We start from the raw sequence: 18,474 nt of genomic DNA, 5'->3' as shown, positions 1-18,474 counted from the left end.
CAACGTTGCGGAGATAATGATGAAAGATGTCGTGATCGTGGGGGCTGCACGAACGCCCATTGGCTGCTTTCAAGGGGCTCTTTCACCACGTAGCGCTTCGGAGCTGGGGAGTGCGGTGGTTAAAGCGCTACTAGAACGCAGCGGCGTAAGTGAGCAAGAAGTTGATGAAGTGATCCTGGGTCAGGTACTCACTGCGGGGGCAGGGCAAAACCCCGCACGACAAACCGCACTGAACAGTGGTTTGCCGTGGTCTGTTTCCGCTATCACCATTAATGATGTGTGTGGCTCCGGCTTAAAAGCGCTTCATCTTGCCACGCAGGCGATTCAGTGCGGTGAGGCTGACGTGGTGATTGCTGGTGGCCAGGAGAATATGAGTCGCGCTCCACACGTTTTGGCCGATAGCCGTAACGGTGCTGGCCTTGGGAATAGCCAACTTATCGACAGCCTGGTTCACGATGGATTGTGGGATGCCTTCAACGACTACCATATGGGCGTGACGGCAGAAAATCTTGCGCGTGAATATGGTATCAGCCGTGAAAGCCAGGATGCCTACGCGCTGGCATCACAACATAAAGCGCGGGCAGCGATTGATGCCGGGCGTTTTAAAGATGAAATTGTACCGGTTACTGTTGAACTCAATTCTGGGAAATCAGTTGTTGTCGATACTGACGAGCAGCCACGTACTGATGCCAGCGCCGAGGCCCTTGCGCAATTACACCCAACTTTTGATATTCAGGGAAGTGTAACTGCCGGTAATGCTTCTTCTATAAACGACGGTGCAGCGGCGGTGTTAATGATGAGCGCCAGCAAAGCCGAAGAGTTGAATTTGCCAGTTCTGGCACGTATTCGGGCATTCGCCAGCGTCGGCGTCGATCCTGCTTACATGGGGATTGCACCGGTCACCGCTACCCAGCGATGCCTTGAACGCGCGGGTTGGTCGCTTGATCAACTTGATCTCATTGAAGCCAATGAAGCCTTTGCCGCACAGGCGCTTTCGGTCGGCAAAATGCTGGAGTGGGATGAGCGCAAAGTGAATGTTAATGGTGGCGCGCTGGCCTTAGGGCACCCGATTGGCGCATCCGGCTGCCGGATTCTGGTGTCGCTGGTGCATGAAATGATCAAGCGCGATGCCAAAAAAGGGCTGGCGACGTTGTGTATTGGCGGCGGGCAGGGAGTTGCATTAGCTATCGAGAGAGATTAACTGCCATACAGTCCTGCTTATCAATGTAAAGGCACCTTCGCTATGAAGGTGCCTTTTCTTTAAGCGGTATAATATTTTTATCGGGTTTTATTTAGCATCGTTATCCTCAGATGATCCTTCAATCATTGTTAAAAGCCCCAGCTCATTGGCAATGACCATCATTTTTTGTAAATAGCTCCATTGTATTTTCCTCCGTTACTATTTGAATTCAAATAAATTAGGCGGTATTTCTTTAATTTTATTTAAGTCACGACAATGTTATATGTAAATAAATTAAAACATTATTGAAATAATGTTTTATTGATGGTTTTTGCGTTTTTTGCGTGATGGGAGTCGCTTAATTTTGATACTCATTGTTTCTTTTGTTGATACCCATCACGAAGATTGCTACGTGTGAATTTCGACATAAATATTTACGATCTCGATCACTAAAATGATGTTCATTTAAAAATAAAATTCAGTTTCATAATAATGAAACGATATTTCAATGAGGGATTTATTTATGTTGAAGAAAACTCTGGGTCTGGCAATGTTGATTGGTGCTTCTTTTGCAGCCCAGGCTGTAACTGTCGACTTACGCCATGAATTCATTGACGGTGGTAAAACGGACTCAACCAACGCCGATCGCGTCTCAGTTTCACATCGTTTTGCAAATGGCTTTGGTTTCTCTGTAGAAGCGAAATGGAAATCAGGTGGCGATAATACCGATCAGCCATTTAGTGATTTTGTAGGTAATGGTCATGAAGAAGCCATTAGTTGGCAATGGAAAGCGAATAAAAACTTCTCAGTAACTCCTGGTTTTAATATTGAAAGTAACGATAGCCGTTCTATCTATAAACCAAACTTACGTGTGCAATATAGCTTTGATAATGGTTTCTATGTTGCTGCTCGTTACCGTTATGATTACACCCGTTACCCGGCTAACGCTAAGAAAGATGATGATAAAGTCAACCGTGGTGATGCATGGGCTGGCTTCGTGATGGGTGACTGGCGTACCGAGCTAAACTATGTTTACGCACGTAGTGAAGAGGGTAATCCTCGTAATAACAACAAGCCTTATTCTCAGGAATATAACGTGAAGTTAGCTTATAAATTGGATAAAAACTGGGCTCCATATGGTGAAGTCGGTAACGTTGGGGTAAATGACCGCGATGACCGTCAGACCCGTTTACGTGTCGGTGTTGCATACTCCTTCTGATAGTTAATCCTTTAATACTCTCTTCAAGCCTCTGCTATTAGCAGAGGCTTTTTTATATTTGAGTGGGATATAAAACGGTTGGTTTTAAGTAAGCAGCCAACACCTTCAATAAATAGATATAAAAAAGCCCTCTCATAAAGAGAGGGCAAGGGCCTACACAGGGCATACTCTATTATCTATCAGGCAGAAATTAATTCTGGGTTAGCAGGCATTTTTGCAATATATAGTGCAGGCTTACCATCTTTATCAGAGCTGAATAAAATGGCACTGTCATCCGGCGTAAATGAAGGATGCGGATGCGTAACCTGGCGGCTATTAGCAAAAGTTGCCCAGGAAGTATCGTGGCGAGCTACTCGGAAATAAGCTTTTTTCGCTATATCGAAAGCATACAAATATGGGTCGTTGTCAATGGTGTAACCACTGGTATCTTTAACATCGACCGGGGTACCTGAACCATCACCCACCAGCAGTGTGCCATCGAAGTTACTCATCAGGTGTGAACATGCTGGCATTTGCATGACTTCTGTATTTTCGCCGTTATCCGGATTGTAGCTATAAATAGTACGGCCTTGCTGGCCTTTCAGGTAGGAAACGTACATTAAGGATGAACCGTTCGGCACCCAGAATTCATGCGTGCAACTTTCGCCTTCCGCGTGCTCTTTAACTTTACGCACGTTGCTACCATCTTCGTTGACCATCCACATACGTGCGTCAACCAGGTCGTGCGGGCCTTCGTGGCAGAACGCCACGGTGTTGTCATCGAATGGACGATAAATCGGGTGGCCGAGCCAATTTTTTTCCTGATGAATAACAGCGCTTTCACCGGTTTGCAGATCAACACGCAACAAACGGCAGTTTGGTCCTTTATGGAAGAAATCGTGGAAGATTTTCCAGTCGTTCAATGGAACCCAGTCGTCTTTGGAAATTTCGATACCGACAAGCTTTGTGCAATCGCTGTTAGCAACCCATGTGCCGTAACCAACCCAGTCAGCAGGCACGTTATAAACCTCACGTTCAACCAGCGTTTCAAGGTTAACTTCCAGCAACGTGCGTTCGTTCTTCACATAATAAAGAGATTTGTCATCCGGGGAGAGGAAACCACCAAAGGTGTTATCGCCAGTTCCTTCAGTTAATTGCACGGCTTCGGCAGCGGCGATATCCAATAGATAGTAATTCCAGTTGCCATCAAACTCGCCAGCAAACAGCAACTTATTGCCATCATTGGTAAAGCATTTTTGGTAGAAGTAATTCCGATGACAGGTTACTTCGGGTGGCGTTAAGCGGGTGACTTCGACGCCTGTGTCTGGGTCCTGACTCACTTCATAAACCAGCTTAACCCGCATACCTTTAGCCATGATGCTCTCCTTAAAATGACAATCTCAATTGTCGAAAATGTATGTTCAAAATTCTGGTGTTAATTTATCAAAACATTGTTTCAATATGTGTGATTGCATTCACTAAACGGCAACACCACTGGCAATACTTTCAGTAAACAGATGCATTTAAAGGGATAAGGGAAGGGGGAACGTGATCGAAATATCAAATTTGAAAAGTATTGCCCATAATTTGAAACAACGTTTCATTTATAATTGAAAAGCGGTTTCAACCAGATTACTATGAATCCATCAAAGATTACGGAACAGTGTTTTTGCCGTAAGTGATTTATGAGTTGCGCAGTTTGCGTGAACAAAATTTTCCCAGGATGCTTGCGCTAACAGCAGGCCCGTATAAAAAAAGGAAATCTACATGATTCTGGATTCGTTCTCCCTACAAGGTAAAGTTGCAGTTGTTACTGGTTGTGATACAGGTCTGGGCCAGGGTATGGCTATCGGTCTTGCAGAAGCTGGTTGTGACATCGTTGGTATCAATATCGTTGAACCTGCTGAAACCATCGAGCGTGTAAATGCTCTGGGTCGCCGCTTCCTGAGCCTGACCGCCGATCTGCGCCAGATTGATGGTATTCCATCTTTGCTGGAACGTGCGGTTGCTGAGTTCGGCAAAATCGACATTCTGGTTAACAACGCAGGTCTGATTCGTCGTGAAGATGCAATCAACTTTAGCGAAAAAGACTGGGACGACGTTATGAACCTGAACATTAAGAGTGTGTTCTTTATGTCTCAGGCTGTTGCTCGTCAGTTCATTGCTCAAGGCAAAGGCGGCAAAATCATTAACATCGCTTCAATGCTTTCTTACCAGGGGGGCATCCGCGTACCGTCTTACACTGCTTCTAAAAGTGCAGTTATGGGCGTGACTCGTCTGCTGGCGAACGAGTGGGCACAACACGGTATCAACGTGAATGCTATCGCGCCGGGCTACATGGCGACCAACAACACTCAACAACTGCGTGCCGATGAAGAGCGTAGCGCTGCAATTCTTGAGCGTATCCCTGCTGGCCGCTGGGGCCTGCCAGAAGATCTGAAAGGTCCAATCGTATTCCTGGCGTCCACTGCTTCTGACTACATCAACGGTTATACCGTGGCAGTTGATGGTGGCTGGTTAGCGCGTTAATTAACGCTCAACATCACCGTTTTATAAACCCTCAGTCCGTGTGGACTGAGGGTTTTTTTTAGATTTTAGCCAGATAAAGCGCAGGCATTCCTTCTTCATCTGACGTGTAAAGCACCCATTGATTATCAGGGCTAAATGAAGGATGCGGATGCGTCACCTGGCGGTCGCCATCCAGAACTTTCCACGATGTATTGTGGCGACAGACTGCTTTTTGTGTACCTTTCTTTAGATCAAATACCCAAATGAAGGGATCGTTGAGATCGATATTTCCGGTCTTATGCGGTGCGCCATCTCCGACGACTAACGAACCGTCGTGGTTACTCATTAAATGTGAGCAAGGCGGAATGGTGCGGAGCTGACGGTTCTCAAGTGTTTGCGGGTCGGCGCTCCATAAATAACGGTGCGCATCACCTTCTTTATGCGCCACGTAATAAAGTGCGGAACCGTCCGGCACCCAGAATTCATGAGTAAAACTTTCACCTTCTTCATGCTGGCGAACTTTACGCAGATTGCTGCCATCCTGGTTAATTAGCCACATGCGTGCATCGATTGCATCACGCGGCCCTTCGTGGCAAAACGCGACGGTTTCATCGTCGAATGGACGGTAAATCGGGTGACCCAGCCAGCGTTTTTCTTTCAGAATGACCTGCTGCTCGCCGGTGTGTAAATCGATGCGGATCAGACGGCACTCAGGGTTGGTGAAGTAAAAATCGCGGAATTTTTGCCAGTCGGTAAGCGGCGACCAGTCACTCTTTTTGATTTCAATACCCACAAGTTGGCTGCAATCGGAGTTCGCAACCCAAGTGCCGTAAGCCACCCATTCATCATCCACTTCATAAACGATGTATTCTTCGAGCGACTCCAGATCGACGCGGCGTAATTCTCGGGTATTTTTCACATACCACAATGACCGATCGTCAGCCGATAAAAAGCCGCCAAAGGTATTGTCGCCTTCGCCTTCGGTTAGCTGAGTGGCAATTTGTTTTTCTAAATCCAGCGAATAGTAATTCCAGTGCCCTTCGAACGCACCGCCGAAAATAAGCCGCTGCCCGTCGCGGCTAAAACATTTTTGATAGAAATAATTGCGGTGGCAAATAATATGCGGAGGGGTCAGACGTAATACTTCAGTTCCGGTTTCCATGTCGCGTCGGGCGCGGAAGGAGAGTTGGATTTTCTTACCTTTAGCCATAACGATATTCCTGTTAAGTTAAAAAAATACCCTGCACCGCAAGCGGGGCAGGGTATAGAACTGAAAACTTAGGCTGGTTGATTAACGCATTGCGCGTTTCAGAATACGGTTACCCTGACGTTCAAACTCAGCAGCAGTTTCTTCTACGGTTTTCTGGCCATAGTCGATGTACTGCAAAGAAGTGCCGAACAGGGAAACAATCTGCGGGTCATCAAAGTATGGAGACGTTGGCAGTTTGTTTGGCAAAGATTGCGCCAGTTTCAGACCTGCAACTGACGGATCGTTATCTTTGATCACGCCATCAGCCGTCAGTTGGGTCACAGCCGCTTTGCTCAATGGAACGCCACGCTCAAGCCCCAGTGCTTCCACACCCGCTTTTTCGTTCAATAAGAAGTTAATCAGCATGGCTGCTTCTTTCGGATGCTTGGTCGTTTTGCTGATAGAGAACATTTGTGCTGGTTTAAAGAACATACCCGCATCGGTTGCACCTGGCAGCATTGGGTAAGCACCCAGCTCGAGTTTCGCTGGTGGCTTCAGGTTGTCGGAATACTTTTTAATGGTGGAGTTCCACATATAAGTACCGGCCCACTCGCCCTCGATCCACGGCTTCATCTCGTACATATTGCTCTTACCAAATGACGCATAATATTTGGTGTCAGGCATTACGTGGCTGTCGATAAGCTTTTTGTACATGCCAAAGAACTCAACCCACTGCTCTTTGGAGTAGCCGAATTGCTTCTTCGCAGTATCGATTTCAGGGATATTGTATTTCTGCACCATGTAAGAGCGCAGCAGAGACAGCGTATCCTGGTGCTCAAGCACGACTGGGAAATATTGCTTGCCCAGTTTAGTTTCAAAAGTTTTACCCGCTGCCATCAACTCATCCCAGGTTTTCGGGTATTCAACACCCGCTTTTTTCCAGGTTTCATCGTTGAAATAGAACACGCGTGCAGTCACGGAAATTGGAATGCCGTTCAGCTTGCCGTCAACGGTGGTTGATTGCAGTTCTTTCGGGTCAAACTGTGCCAGATCCAACTCACCTTTCACGGTGTTCAGATCGTAGAAGCCAGTGCCTGTTTTGGAGAAAATTGGCAGCCAGTTCCAGTTAGTCTGCATCACATCAGGCTCGGTACCGCCCGCAATCTGCGTAGTCAGACGGGAAAGGTGGCCGTCCCAACCGGTGTATTCAGACTTCACCTTGATGTTCGGATGTTGCTTCTGGAACTCTTCAACTGCTTTGAGCGTAACCTGGTGGCGTCCATTGCCGCCCCACCAGGACATACGTAAATCAACTTCATCTGCCGCAAACGCCGAGCCGGCAGCCATTCCTAAGGTAGAGGCAATCAGGGTACTTAACAGTACTTTTTTCATTATCATAGACTCCTGTCAGAGAGAGATGTTTTGTTCTGTTTTTGCGTCGAAAATATGACATTTTTCCATGTCAAACTTGAAATACACCTTACGGTGAAGGCCTTTTTCAATCATTGGCTTAGCTTCATCGGAAGGGATGCGGCAGGTCATTTCGAAATCAGCTACTTTCAGGTAGATGAAGAATTCATGGCCCATATTCTCTACACGCACCATCTCGCCGCTGGAATGGCTTTCGGCAAACGGTTCATCAGAGATTGAAATAAACTCAGGACGGATACCGAAGAAAATGTCCTGATTTTTGTATTCAGCACAACGCTTCTGCTGGCGCTCGTTCAGCGCGAGAGTGTCATTACCGACGCTGATCTGCAGGCTGCCGTCTTTTTCAATCAGCTTGCTCGGGCGAATGTTCATTTCTGGCGCACCGATAAAGCCTGCCACAAACATGTTTTTCGGGAAGTGATAGAGGTTATCTGGTGTGTCCACCTGCATGATGTGACCCAATTTCATCACGCAGATACGGTCGCCCATGGTCATCGCTTCAGTCTGGTCGTGAGTCACGTATACGGTGGTCGCAGGTTTGCCGCTTTTCTTGAGTTGCTTATGCAAGTCGGAGATACGAATACGCATCGACGCACGCAGTTTGGCATCAAGGTTAGATAACGGTTCGTCAAACAAGAACACGTCAGGTTTTTTCACAATCGCACGGCCTACGGCCACACGCTGTGCCTGGCCGCCGGATAACTGGCGCGGCAGGCGGTCCATCAGCTCGTCCAACTCAAGGATTTTGGCCGCTTCATTAACTTGAGTGTCGATCTGCTGTTTTGGCAGTTTGCTGAGCTTCAGGCCAAAGGCCAGATTTTCACGCACGGTCATATGTGGATACAGTGCGTAGTTCTGGAACACCATCGCGATACCGCGAGATTTCGGTGCCAGGTTGTTAACGACGCGGTCGCCAATTCTGACCTCACCGCCGCTGATGGTTTCCAGACCTGCCAGCATACGCAAGGTGGTTGATTTCGCGCAGCCAGATGGGCCGACGATAACCATGAATTCACCGTCTTCAATTTTCAGGTCGATACCATGAACCGCCTGGAAGCCGTTGGAGTAAACTTTTTGCAATTTGTTGAAAATAACTTCAGCCATGATATTCCCTCACTTAACCTTTAATTCCGCTGCTGGTCACGCCTTGTACGAAGTAGCGTTGAGCCAGGAAGAAGATGATGATCGATGGCAGAATGGAGATGCTCGCCATTGCCAGAATTTCGTTCCATGGAGCGCCTTCAGTCACGTCGATAGACATTTTGAGCGCCAGTGCAATTGGGTATTTGTCTACGCTGTACACATAAATCAGCGGCCCGATAAAGTCGTTCATTGACCACATGAACTGGAACAGGGCGACAGAGATAATGGCCGGTTTGAGAATCGGCACCACCACATACCACAGCACCTGGAAGGAGTTACAGCCATCAATCTGTGCTGCTTCTTCCATATCGCGTGGAACACCACGCAGGAACTGGATCAACATGAAGACAAAGAACCCCTGGGTTGCGAACGCCATCGGTAGCCACAGCGGCAGATAACTATTCAACATGCCCATTTCACGGAACATCAGGTATTGCGGGATTAACAGCACAGTGCTTGGCAGCAACATGGTGGTAATCAATGTCGCGAACCAAAACTTCTTGAACGGGATTTCGAAACGGGCAAAGCCGTAAGCGACAATCGTTGAAGAGATAATGGTCAGCAGTACTTTTGGAATCACATACTGCATTGTGTTCCACATGTAATGGCCAAAGGTGTACTCAGTACCGGTTTTCCAGCCGTTGACGAAGCCGTCACTGGTTGGGTTTGCCGGCCATAGCCCGAGTGTGGTGAAGATCTCATGGTTCGGTTTAAATGCCGCTGAGAACATCCACACCAATGGGTAGAGCATCAACAGACCGACAATAATCAGCACGATATAACGAACGGTGCGGCTGATTTTTTCACGGCGCAAAGTACGCGCAATTTCTTCTTCTGCAATTTCCGTCGCATTTTTAGCCGCTAACTGGCTTGGTTGAATATCAGCCATTTTTGCCTCCCTTATCTGCGGAGTAGAACACCCAGTATTTCGATGACTTAAAGGCGATGGAGGCAAAGACCGCCACGACCAGGAACAATACCCACGCCAGTGCCGCGCCATAACCCATATCGAAGTATTTGAATGCGGTGTCGTAGATATACAGTGAGAACAAGTAGGTGTAGTGAGTCGGGCCGCCGCCGGTAATGATGTACGGTGCGGTAAACTCCTGGAACGCCTGCGTGGTCTGCATGATGAAGTTGAAGAAGATGACTGGCGTAATCAAAGGCACGGTCACTTTCATGAACATCTGCCATTTAGACGCACCGTCGATCATTGCCGCTTCATACTGTGATTGTGGAACGTTTTGCAATGCCGCCAGGAAGATAACCATCGCCGAGCCGAACTGCCATACACGTAAGAGCGTAACGGACATCAGTGCCAGAGATGGCTCACCCAGCCAGTTCACCGGGTCCAGACCGAACACACCAATAAAGCTATTGAGCAGGCCGTCGATGGCAAACAGCGCACGCCATAAAACGGCGATCGCAACGGAGCTGCCCAGAATAGATGGGATGTAATACGCAGTACGGAAGAAGCCGATGCCGCGCAGTTTAAAGTTCAGAACAAATGCGATACCGAGTGCGAATGCAAGTTTTAACGGGATGGTTAAAAATACATAAGCAAAAGTTACCCCCATGGATTTCCAGAAGAGTGAATCTTCGGTCAACATGTAGCGATAGTTCTCAATACCGGTGAATACCGGCGGGTTCATCAAATCGTACTCAGTAAAACTGAGGAAGAAAGATGAAACAAATGGGAAGGCAGTAAAGACTAACAACCCTATTATGTAGGGCGAAATCCATGCCATTCCCAGCATTTTGTTTTCATTCATACATACCTACCTGGCGCTCAATGGTTTAAAAATTGTTTTCTGCAAAAATCTTTCTCGAAACTCATTGCCTCACCCGTGAAGTAAAACGGTTGGGTCGGAAAGCGGTGGGGGTATCGGTCATATTCATTCCCTGATAATTGGTTGATAATTAAAGGCTTACAACACCGTTACATTTCTGACATCTCTATTGTTTTCTGGATTTCAGAAACATACGAACCATGGTTCCTGATTTGTAAAACAGCGTTTTAATTAATCTTATTACGATTTGTAACCGAGTCATTCGATTCATCATGGAAATGTGATCAACATCGAAACACTGTTTCGATAATGTGAAATGGACGAGGTTTTGTGCGGGATAAAAAAAGGAAGGAGGAAATTCTTAGTTTTTAAACTGCAATAGTTGGTGGTTGTTTTTCAGGTGATTCTTAGGAATAATGCCCATTCATTAAAGAGAGTTACGTTTCGTTACAGAGTTAAGGCTTTGTTATCAGTGCATTACCAGATTGTAGGTATGTTGTTTAAAGTCAGTTTTGATATCGACAGTGACATGCACAAGGAAAAGATAAGCAGCCTTTCTTATGGTTTAAAACCCAACCTATTTCTCAATCTTTGACGTAAGCGCTGCTTAATTTTCTGTTCCTGGAAATTAGACGGGTATTTTCTCAATAACTTAAAAACCGGCCAGTTATGTCTTCTATAGAAATGAAAACCAATCAATTAGAGAACACATCTCCATACCCGCTTATGGCTCCACGCCATGAAGAGATCGATTTACTAAGCCTGATGTCTACTCTATACGCGGCAAAAAAACAGATAATTACAATTACGTTACTATTTGCATTATGTGGATTGGCAGTCAGTTTTTTATTGCCGCAAAAATGGACTAGCGAAGCGATTATCACACCACCTGAAACAGCCAATATTATTGGTTTGCGTCGCGCGATGGTTGATATGACGGTGCTTGGGGTGGATGCGAATATTGATGCGGGTAGCCTCTATAATATGTTTTTGAAGAAATTTGACTCGCAAGAGCTTCGCGAGCAATTTCTGGCAAAATCTCCTTATGTACAGGCATTGGTGAAAAATGCTGATGTGGATAAAAGTGCGCTTTATCGCGCAATATCCAATGTTTCGGAAAAATTTAAGGCAGTCAACAATATCGATCCTAAAAAAACCGACAATGCACCTTATAGTTCCTGGACACTCAGTTTTACCGCACCAGATGCGGAGGCGGCCCAGCAGGTGCTGAAAAGCTATGTTGAGTTTATTGCTGCTGAAGTGAATAAAGACGTTATCTCTAATGTAAAAACTGCTCTTGAACTCAAAGTGGCATTTGAAAAAAACAAACTGGCACTGGACCGTACTGCGCTTGAGAACGATCACAATGTTAACCTGGAGCGTCTGGGATATTCATTGCAGGTAGCAAATGCAGCGGGCCTGAAGGACCCGGTGTATAGCAATGGACAGGCGGTAAAAGATGACCCTGATTACTCTATTGCTCTGGGCTCAAGAGGGATTTCAGAAAAGTTAAAGATTGAGCAGTCAATTAAAGATGTGGCTCAGTTGAATGCTTCGGTACAAAACCGCGATCACATTCTACGTTCCTTAGAAGCCGTAAAGCTGGGTGAGATCGATTTCAAACCTTACCAATTCCAGATGCAGCCTTCGTTACCACTGAAAAAAGATGGTCCGGGTAAATCGTTGATTATCGTATTGGCAGCACTGGTGGGTTTAATTGTCGCATCAGGTATGGTGTTAGTACGTGGTGCATTCGCATCTCGTATGGATATTGATTGAATAAATCAGTATTTCTCAAAAGCGGCGCCTTATCAGGTGCCGCTTTTTTGCAGTTTACTTCAGGAAATCTTCACGCACTGGGGTGAAGGTGTCCAGCAGGGTACCCGCTTTCAGGCACACGCAGCCATGCATCACATGCGGTTCTTTATATAACGTATCACCCGCTGTAACGCGGTGAGTTTCATCACCGATAGTGAATTCAAACTCGCCGGACAGTACATAGGTTAACTGCTCATGTGGATGGTTATGCATCGGGCCGATTGCGCCAGCTTCAAAGTTAACCTGCACACCCATCATTTTACCGTTGTGAGCCAGAATTCGGCGACTTACGCCAGCACCTAAGTCTTCCAGTTTAGTATCTTTAATAAAAGTGAACATTCGCGATCCTTTTCTATGTGAAACGTTGTTTCATTTAATTAATCGTATCCTGAAAAGTCCTTTTGCGATAGTTCACGCCAGCGTTTTGTAAGGCGGATCACGCTTTCCTGATGGGTAATCTCTCTGATATAACCAAAGTAATAAAATTAATAGGTGAAAGGTCATGAAAACAATTGGTTTACTGGGCGGGATGAGTTGGGAGTCGACCATTCCTTATTATCGGTTAATTAATGAAGGTATTAAGGATCGTTTAGGTGGGTTGCATTCCGCTAAGATCCTTCTGCACAGCGTTGATTTTCATGAGATTGAAGCTTGCCAGTCTAAAGGTGAATGGGATTTGGCGGGTGATATGCTGGCACAGGCAGCGTTAGGGCTACAGAAAGCCGGAGCGGAAGGTATTGTGTTGTGCACCAACACGATGCACAAAGTCGCTCACCACATTGAATCTCGCTGTGAGCTGCCGTTTTTGCATATTGCTGACGCAACCGGGCGCGTGATTACCGCGCAAGGTGTGAATAAAGTGGCGCTGCTTGGCACGCGTTACACTATGGAACAAGATTTCTACCGTGGCCGCCTGAGTGCTGAATTTGGTATCGAATCTCTGATCCCGGACGAACCTCAACGGTTGCGTATCAACCAGATTATCTTTGAAGAGCTCTGTCTTGGGAAAATCACCGAAGAATCGAAACGCTACTATCAGCAAGTCATTGAAGAGTTGCAGGGGCAGGGGGCACAAGGGGTGATTTTTGGCTGCACTGAAATCGGGTTGCTGTTAAACCAGCAGGATTGTCCGCTCCCGGTCTTCGATACCGCAGCGATTCACGCCGCCGACGCGGTGAATTTCATGCTGGCCGAGTAATAATTTTTTATTCTATATTTCAAATGGTTAAACGGTAAAAAAGAATATCCTTAGCGTACGCCGGGTCACCCCCGGCGTTTTTTGTGTTATTAATTTGTTAAGCAGCGCACGCTTTTCCAAACAAGCTGCACCTCTGACATCCTCGTAATCTGGCGGTCGAACACAGTTCTGCCGCCTTTTATTATTTCTGTAACCTGGAGTTATTCCATGCCTATTTCCTTACTCGCGCTGGCGATGAGTGCATTTGCCATCGGCACGACGGAGTTCGTTATTATGGGCCTGTTGCCCGATGTGGCAGGGGATCTGGCGATCTCTATTCCCACAGCCGGTTGGTTGATTAGCGGCTATGCGCTGGGTGTGGCGATTGGTGCACCCATCATGGCGTTACTCACGGCAAGATTGCCGCGCAAACTCTCACTGGTGTTACTGATGGTGATTTTTATCGTCGGTAACATCCTGTGTGCCTTAGCGCTCAATTACCATTTCCTGATGTTAGCTCGCGTGATTACAGCACTTTGCCATGGTGCATTCTTCGGTATTGGCGCCGTGGTGGCCGCAAGTCTGGTTGCTCCGAATCGTAAAGCATCAGCGGTGGCACTGATGTTCACCGGTCTGACGCTGGCCAATGTGTTGGGCGTGCCGATTGGCACCTGGTTTGGGCAATTGTACGGTTGGCGTTCGACGTTCTGGGGAGTGGCGATCATCGGTGTGGTCGCATTTATTGCGCTGATCGTCAGCCTGCCGTCGCAGAAAGAGGAAGCGCCGACTGACCTTAAACGTGAAGTCAGCGCTTTGGCTAATGGCAAACTTTGGCTTTCTTTGGCGATGACTGTCTTTTTCGCGGCTGCCATGTTTGCTCTATTTAGTTATATCGCACCGATGTTGTTACAGGTGACTGGTGTGACTCATCAAGGCGTAAGCTGGACACTGTTCTTGATTGGTGCGGGTTTAACAGTCGGTAATATTCTTGGTGGGCGCCTGGCAGACTGGAAAGTTTCCTTTAGCCTGATACTGAGTTTTAGCTTGATTGCTATCTTCTCTTTGCTGTTTCGCTGGACTAGCCACGGTATGTGGCTTGCGGAAATCACCTTATTCCTTTGGGCGATGGCAGCTTTTGCGACAGTTCCCGCGCTGCAAATCAACGTTGTGCTGCATGGTAGAGATGCGCCGAACCTGGTTTCGACGCTGAATATTGCGGCCTTTAATGTTGGCAATGCGCTCGGTGCATGGGTTGGCGGTACAGTCATTGCCCACGGTTTTGGCCTGACAGCTGTTCCGGTTGCGGCGGCAGGGCTTGCGGCTATAGGGCTTATCATTTGCCTGATTAACTTTAGTGGTGGAACGGGTCACCATCAGCCGGTAACCGAGTCGTAATTCAGGCATCGAGCAGTTGATTTAGCGGCTCGATGTAAATCTGCATGCTGTTTTGCAGATGCTCGCTGAAAGCGCTCACTAGCGCAGATGCAGGACGGTGCAGTGGGCGAATCAGGCTCACCGTAAACGGCACCGCCACGCTGAAGCGACGAGCAACCACGCCACTTGAAGCATAATCCAGAGCGGTCAACGGATTGACCACTGATACACCCACCCCAGCCCGTACCATCGCGCAAACCGAGGCTGCACTGTGTGTTTCCATCACCATACGACGCTTTACATCGTGTTCCTGAAACAGCGAGTCCAGAAGCTGACGATAACTGTCGGTGCGTGAAAGGCTAATGTAGTTTTCCCCGGCGAAATCTTGCGGCGTGAGCACTTTTTTACCGGCTAGGCGATGCCCGGCGGGTAACACGCACACTTCATTGAGCGTGAGTAAAGTTTGGCGTTCCGTTCCGGCAGGTGTTGTGGTGTTTTCGGTTAACCCTAAATCATGACGCTGAGCTGATAGCCATTCCTCCAACAGCGGTGATTCCTGCGGCACAATATTCAGACTCAATTCCGGGTAGCGAGCCAGAAATGGTTGAATCAGCATCGGTAAGAATGATTGTGAAAACACGGGTAGGCAGGCTATAGAGAGCTCACCCTGGCGGAATTCGCGCAGGCTTTCAGCAGCACTCAGTATTCTGTCCAGTCCGTACCAGGAGCGCTGTACCTCTTCAAATAGCCTTAAACCCTGCACTGTAGGATGTAAGCGCCCGCGGCTACGTTCGAACAATTGCAGGCCAATCAACTTCTCAAGTCTTGCCAGTTCGCGGCTCACTGTAGGCTGTGAAGTATGCAGTAACCCTGCGGCTTCGGTGAGGTTACCGGCAGTCATTACCGCGTGGAAAATTTCGATATGGCGCAGGGTTATTGAGGGCATGATGGTCTCCTTTATCTATATCAGTTTTGCATAGACTCTGGCTAAAGCGATATTTTTTCTTCACTTCACTCTGTGGCGTAATACAAAAAAACAAATTGTTGCCGGAGCCAACCATGCCACGCCCACTCAATAACACTGACACTGCTTTAAATGCGCAAAACCTGCTGGCATTGCCAGCTGAATTTGGCTGCCCGGTCTGGGTTTACGATGCGCAAATTATTCGCCAGCAGATTGCTCAATTGCGTCAGTTTGATGTGATCCGCTTCGCGCAAAAAGCGTGCTCCAATATTCATATTTTGCGTCTGATGCGCGAGCAGGGCGTGAAGGTTGATTCTGTTTCACAGGGTGAAATTGAGCGTGCGCTGGCGGCAGGTTACAAGCCGCTGGAAAATCACGACGATATCGTATTCACCGCCGATATGATTGACCAGCCGACGCTGCAACTGGTCGCCGAGCAACAGATTCCGGTTAATGCCGGTTCCGTAGATATGCTCCAACAGCTTGGTGAAGTCTCTCCTGGTCATCGCGTATGGTTACGTGTCAACCCGGGCTTCGGCCATGGCCACAGCCAGAAAACCAATACCGGTGGCGAAAACAGCAAGCACGGTATCTGGCACGCAGATTTACCACAGGCACTGGAAGTTATTCAGCGTTACAAACTGCATTTGGTCGGCATCCATATGCATATTGGTTCTGGTGTTGATTACGGCCACCTTGAGCGTGTTTGTGGTGCGATGGTACAGCAGGTGATTGATTTTGGTCAGGATCTGGAGGCGATTTCCGCAGGTGGTGGCTTGTCTATTCCGTATCATGAAGGTGAAGAAACAATCGACACCAACCACTATTACGGATTGTGGAATGCTGCACGTGAAAAAATTGCTCAGCGTCTGGGGCACGCGGTGAAGCTCGAAATTGAACCAGGCCGTTTCCTGGTGGCGGAGTCTGGTGTACTGGTGGCTCAGGTGCGTTCGGTTAAAAACATGGGCTCTCGACACTTTGTGCTGATTGATGCCGGGTTTAACGATCTCATGCGGCCGTCGATGTACGGCAGCTACCACCATATTTCTGCTTTGGCGGGTGATGGGCGTGAGCTGACTCAGTTCCCGTTGGTTGAAACTGTTGTCGCCGGGCCATTATGTGAATCGGGGGATGTATTTACCCAACAGGAAGGCGGAAAAGTAGAAACTCGTGCGCTGCCGCCGGTACAGGTGGGGGATTATCTGGTGCTGCATGATACCGGGGCGTATGGCGCATCGATGTCGTCTAACTACAACAGCCGCCCATTGTTACCGGAAGTGCTGTTTGATAATGGTCAGGCACGACTGATTCGCCGCCGCCAGACTATTCAGGAGTTGCTGGCGTTAGAGTTGTTCTAATTTCATAGTTTTGTCGGGTGACGCAGCACTTATCCGAGCTACAAAGAGCCATTGTAGAGTGGATAAGCACTGCTTCATCCACCCTTTTTGTCAGAGCTAACGTGGCTCGTAATACGGACCCGGACCGACTGACTCGCGTAAAACCAGCTTGCCAACAAACGGTGGGATTGCTTCAAGCGACTCGCCGTTTGCCAGTTTTATGACTTGATCGATAGCCGTGGTTATCATGCTATCGATAGGCAAATAGACACTCGATAGCGCAGGTTCCAGCCACTGAGCGCTCGGGGCATCATCGAAGCCAAACAACGAAATATCCTGTGGTATTCGCACACCTGACTGATGCAGAGCTTTCGATGCACCCAATGCCATATCATCGTTGCAGGCAAATAGCGCGGTAAATGGTACGCGACTTTCCAGCAATTCCTGGCACAGTTTATGGCCGAGCTCCATGCTTGAATCACCATATTTGACCCGCTCTTCACTAAAGGCAATACCATGCTTTTGTAGCGCTTTTCGATAACCCATCAGGCGTGCCTGGCCCGTTGGAGTGGAAATTGGCACTGTAATACATGCAATGTCGCGATGGCCTTGCTCTACGAGGTATTCAGTCGCCTTAAATGCAGCATCCTGTTGCTCGAAGAACACGCAGCGATCGCGAGCCTGACTTACATCACGGTTAATTACGACCAGTGGTACTTTGATGCTATTCATGAGCGAAAGTAATGTGCGTTCATTCATAAACCGGGTGTAAAGCACAATAGCGTCACAATGTCTGTCCACCAGCATTTGCACGGCTTCCAGCTCCTTTTGCGGCGTGTCGTGCCCATCAGTGACAATCAACTGTTTACCCCAGGCTTCAGTCTGACGTGAGGCTTGCTGTAACAGGCGTCCAAAGTAGAAGCCATCAAAAGTAGACACCACCAGACCCACGCTATTACTGCTGCGATTGGCAAGGGATCGCGCCAAAAAGTTAGGTCGGTAGCCCAGCTCTTCCATGGCGTTAAATACCTGTTCACGGGTGCTCTCTTTGACTTGCCCAATCCCGTTGAGCACGCGTGATACCGTTGCTTTAGAAACGCCAGCGCGTAGCGCGACATCCAGCATTGTTACCATCAATTCATTCCTGATTAAGACGCTTGCTGCGTGGTCGCATGATTTCGCTAGTTTAACATGCTGTGTTTATGAAACATCGGGCTTGCGGCTTCGCTATATCATTTGTCGTGCCAGATCACGCTTTTGAATGATTCAGAATATTTATATTAATTTGGCATACCAAATTAATTGAATTGGTTGGTATTGGAATCCCAATATAACAATGTGGGACATTTATCACGGAAATGTTAA

16 protein-coding genes are annotated in these 18,474 nt (G+C 47.7%); 7 read left to right on the top strand and 9 right to left on the bottom strand.

The window, feature by feature from the left end; translation table 11 throughout:
- Positions 1-19: 19 nt before the first annotated feature.
- Both M979_RS13505 and M979_RS13500 read left to right on the top strand, forming a co-directional pair.
- Entirely contained in the window at positions 20-1,201 is a 1,182-nt protein-coding gene (locus M979_RS13505; protein WP_064555234.1) for an acetyl-CoA C-acetyltransferase, read from the top strand.
- Positions 1,202-1,703: 502 nt separating this feature from the next.
- Positions 1,704-2,399, top strand: coding sequence for a porin (locus M979_RS13500; protein ID WP_034457600.1), 696 nt, complete (start codon positions 1,704-1,706; stop codon positions 2,397-2,399).
- 179 nt (positions 2,400-2,578) lie between these two features.
- Here M979_RS13500 and M979_RS13495 read toward each other — a convergent pair whose 3' ends face one another.
- Entirely contained in the window at positions 2,579-3,754 is a 1,176-nt protein-coding gene (locus M979_RS13495) for an oligogalacturonate lyase family protein (protein ID WP_064555233.1), read from the bottom strand.
- A 391-nt stretch (positions 3,755-4,145) separates the two neighbouring features.
- Here M979_RS13495 and kduD point away from each other — a divergent pair, with 391 nt between their 5' ends.
- A complete protein-coding gene (gene kduD / locus M979_RS13490; protein ID WP_034457594.1) occupies positions 4,146-4,907 on the top strand; it encodes a 2-dehydro-3-deoxy-D-gluconate 5-dehydrogenase KduD in 762 nt (253 codons plus the stop codon).
- Between the two features lie 58 nt (positions 4,908-4,965).
- On the opposite strand, the gene M979_RS13485 is transcribed toward kduD, so the two are convergent.
- From M979_RS13485 to M979_RS13465, 5 genes are all read right to left on the bottom strand, one after another.
- Entirely contained in the window at positions 4,966-6,096 is a 1,131-nt protein-coding gene (locus tag M979_RS13485; RefSeq protein ID WP_064555232.1) for an oligogalacturonate lyase family protein, read from the bottom strand.
- An 81-nt stretch (positions 6,097-6,177) separates the two neighbouring features.
- The gene (locus M979_RS13480; protein WP_034457589.1) at positions 6,178-7,467 is read right to left on the bottom strand and encodes an ABC transporter substrate-binding protein; all 1,290 of its coding nucleotides are present in this window, start codon (positions 7,465-7,467) and stop codon (positions 6,178-6,180) included.
- Positions 7,468-7,482: 15 nt separating this feature from the next.
- Complete coding sequence (locus M979_RS13475; protein WP_064555231.1) at positions 7,483-8,610, bottom strand: ABC transporter ATP-binding protein; 1,128 nt, start codon at positions 8,608-8,610, stop codon at positions 7,483-7,485.
- 13 nt (positions 8,611-8,623) lie between these two features.
- Positions 8,624-9,538, bottom strand: a complete 915-nt coding sequence (locus M979_RS13470; RefSeq protein ID WP_064555230.1) for a carbohydrate ABC transporter permease — start codon at positions 9,536-9,538, stop codon at positions 8,624-8,626.
- Entirely contained in the window at positions 9,531-10,421 is an 891-nt protein-coding gene (locus tag M979_RS13465) for a carbohydrate ABC transporter permease (protein WP_034457582.1), read from the bottom strand. Before M979_RS13465 ends, M979_RS13470 begins: the two co-directional genes overlap by 8 nt.
- 687 nt (positions 10,422-11,108) lie before the next feature.
- Between M979_RS13465 and wzz(fepE) the strand changes: the two genes are divergently transcribed.
- Positions 11,109-12,218, top strand: coding sequence for an LPS O-antigen length regulator Wzz(fepE) (gene wzz(fepE), locus M979_RS13455; RefSeq protein WP_034457577.1), 1,110 nt, complete (start codon positions 11,109-11,111; stop codon positions 12,216-12,218).
- 54 nt (positions 12,219-12,272) lie between these two features.
- Here wzz(fepE) and M979_RS13450 read toward each other — a convergent pair whose 3' ends face one another.
- Positions 12,273-12,596: a cupin domain-containing protein gene (locus M979_RS13450; RefSeq protein ID WP_034457575.1), complete on the bottom strand. Its 324-nt coding sequence runs from the start codon at positions 12,594-12,596 to the stop codon at positions 12,273-12,275.
- Positions 12,597-12,759: 163 nt separating this feature from the next.
- On the opposite strand from M979_RS13450, the gene M979_RS13445 reads away from it, so the two are divergent.
- Both M979_RS13445 and M979_RS13440 read left to right on the top strand, forming a co-directional pair.
- Complete coding sequence (locus M979_RS13445; RefSeq protein WP_064555229.1) at positions 12,760-13,455, top strand: aspartate/glutamate racemase; 696 nt, start codon at positions 12,760-12,762, stop codon at positions 13,453-13,455.
- Between the two features lie 207 nt (positions 13,456-13,662).
- On the top strand, positions 13,663-14,829 hold the full coding sequence (locus tag M979_RS13440; RefSeq protein ID WP_034457570.1) for an MFS transporter: 1,167 nt from the start codon (positions 13,663-13,665) through the stop codon (positions 14,827-14,829).
- 1 nt (position 14,830) lies between these two features.
- Here M979_RS13440 and M979_RS13435 read toward each other — a convergent pair whose 3' ends face one another.
- On the bottom strand, positions 14,831-15,754 hold the full coding sequence (locus tag M979_RS13435; protein WP_034457569.1) for a LysR family transcriptional regulator: 924 nt from the start codon (positions 15,752-15,754) through the stop codon (positions 14,831-14,833).
- 113 nt (positions 15,755-15,867) lie between these two features.
- Between M979_RS13435 and lysA the strand changes: the two genes are divergently transcribed.
- Positions 15,868-17,130: a diaminopimelate decarboxylase gene (gene lysA / locus M979_RS13430; protein WP_064555228.1), complete on the top strand. Its 1,263-nt coding sequence runs from the start codon at positions 15,868-15,870 to the stop codon at positions 17,128-17,130.
- Positions 17,131-17,226: 96 nt separating this feature from the next.
- On the opposite strand, the gene M979_RS13425 is transcribed toward lysA, so the two are convergent.
- Positions 17,227-18,243: a LacI family DNA-binding transcriptional regulator gene (locus M979_RS13425; protein WP_034457565.1), complete on the bottom strand. Its 1,017-nt coding sequence runs from the start codon at positions 18,241-18,243 to the stop codon at positions 17,227-17,229.
- Between the last annotated feature and the right edge of the window lie 231 nt (positions 18,244-18,474).

This window comes from Buttiauxella noackiae ATCC 51607 (genome assembly GCF_001654865.1).
GTDB lineage: Bacteria > Pseudomonadota > Gammaproteobacteria > Enterobacterales > Enterobacteriaceae > Buttiauxella > Buttiauxella noackiae.
The sequence above is the reverse complement of the archived record's forward strand: the minus strand, read 5'-3'. Positions and strand labels throughout refer to the sequence as shown.

Excerpts from the sequence above, each read along its gene's own strand:
- M979_RS13475 (WP_064555231.1), bottom strand. The coding sequence starts at position 8,610 with ATGGCTGAAGTTATTTTCAACAAATTGCAAAAAGTTTACTCCAACGGC.
- M979_RS13485 (WP_064555232.1), bottom strand. The coding sequence starts at position 6,096 with ATGGCTAAAGGTAAGAAAATCCAACTCTCCTTCCGCGCCCGACGCGAC.
- M979_RS13445 (WP_064555229.1), top strand. The coding sequence starts at position 12,760 with ATGAAAACAATTGGTTTACTGGGCGGGATGAGTTGGGAGTCGACCATT.
- M979_RS13470 (WP_064555230.1), bottom strand. The coding sequence starts at position 9,538 with ATGGCTGATATTCAACCAAGCCAGTTAGCGGCTAAAAATGCGACGGAA.
- M979_RS13495 (WP_064555233.1), bottom strand. The coding sequence starts at position 3,754 with ATGGCTAAAGGTATGCGGGTTAAGCTGGTTTATGAAGTGAGTCAGGAC.
- M979_RS13480 (WP_034457589.1), bottom strand. The coding sequence starts at position 7,467 with ATGAAAAAAGTACTGTTAAGTACCCTGATTGCCTCTACCTTAGGAATG.
- M979_RS13450 (WP_034457575.1), bottom strand. The coding sequence starts at position 12,596 with ATGTTCACTTTTATTAAAGATACTAAACTGGAAGACTTAGGTGCTGGC.
- M979_RS13505 (WP_064555234.1), top strand. The coding sequence starts at position 20 with ATGAAAGATGTCGTGATCGTGGGGGCTGCACGAACGCCCATTGGCTGC.
- M979_RS13425 (WP_034457565.1), bottom strand. The coding sequence starts at position 18,243 with ATGGTAACAATGCTGGATGTCGCGCTACGCGCTGGCGTTTCTAAAGCA.
- M979_RS13500 (WP_034457600.1), top strand. The coding sequence starts at position 1,704 with ATGTTGAAGAAAACTCTGGGTCTGGCAATGTTGATTGGTGCTTCTTTT.
- M979_RS13435 (WP_034457569.1), bottom strand. The coding sequence starts at position 15,754 with ATGCCCTCAATAACCCTGCGCCATATCGAAATTTTCCACGCGGTAATG.
- lysA (WP_064555228.1), top strand. The coding sequence starts at position 15,868 with ATGCCACGCCCACTCAATAACACTGACACTGCTTTAAATGCGCAAAAC.
- M979_RS13440 (WP_034457570.1), top strand. The coding sequence starts at position 13,663 with ATGCCTATTTCCTTACTCGCGCTGGCGATGAGTGCATTTGCCATCGGC.
- M979_RS13465 (WP_034457582.1), bottom strand. The coding sequence starts at position 10,421 with ATGAATGAAAACAAAATGCTGGGAATGGCATGGATTTCGCCCTACATA.
- kduD (WP_034457594.1), top strand. The coding sequence starts at position 4,146 with ATGATTCTGGATTCGTTCTCCCTACAAGGTAAAGTTGCAGTTGTTACT.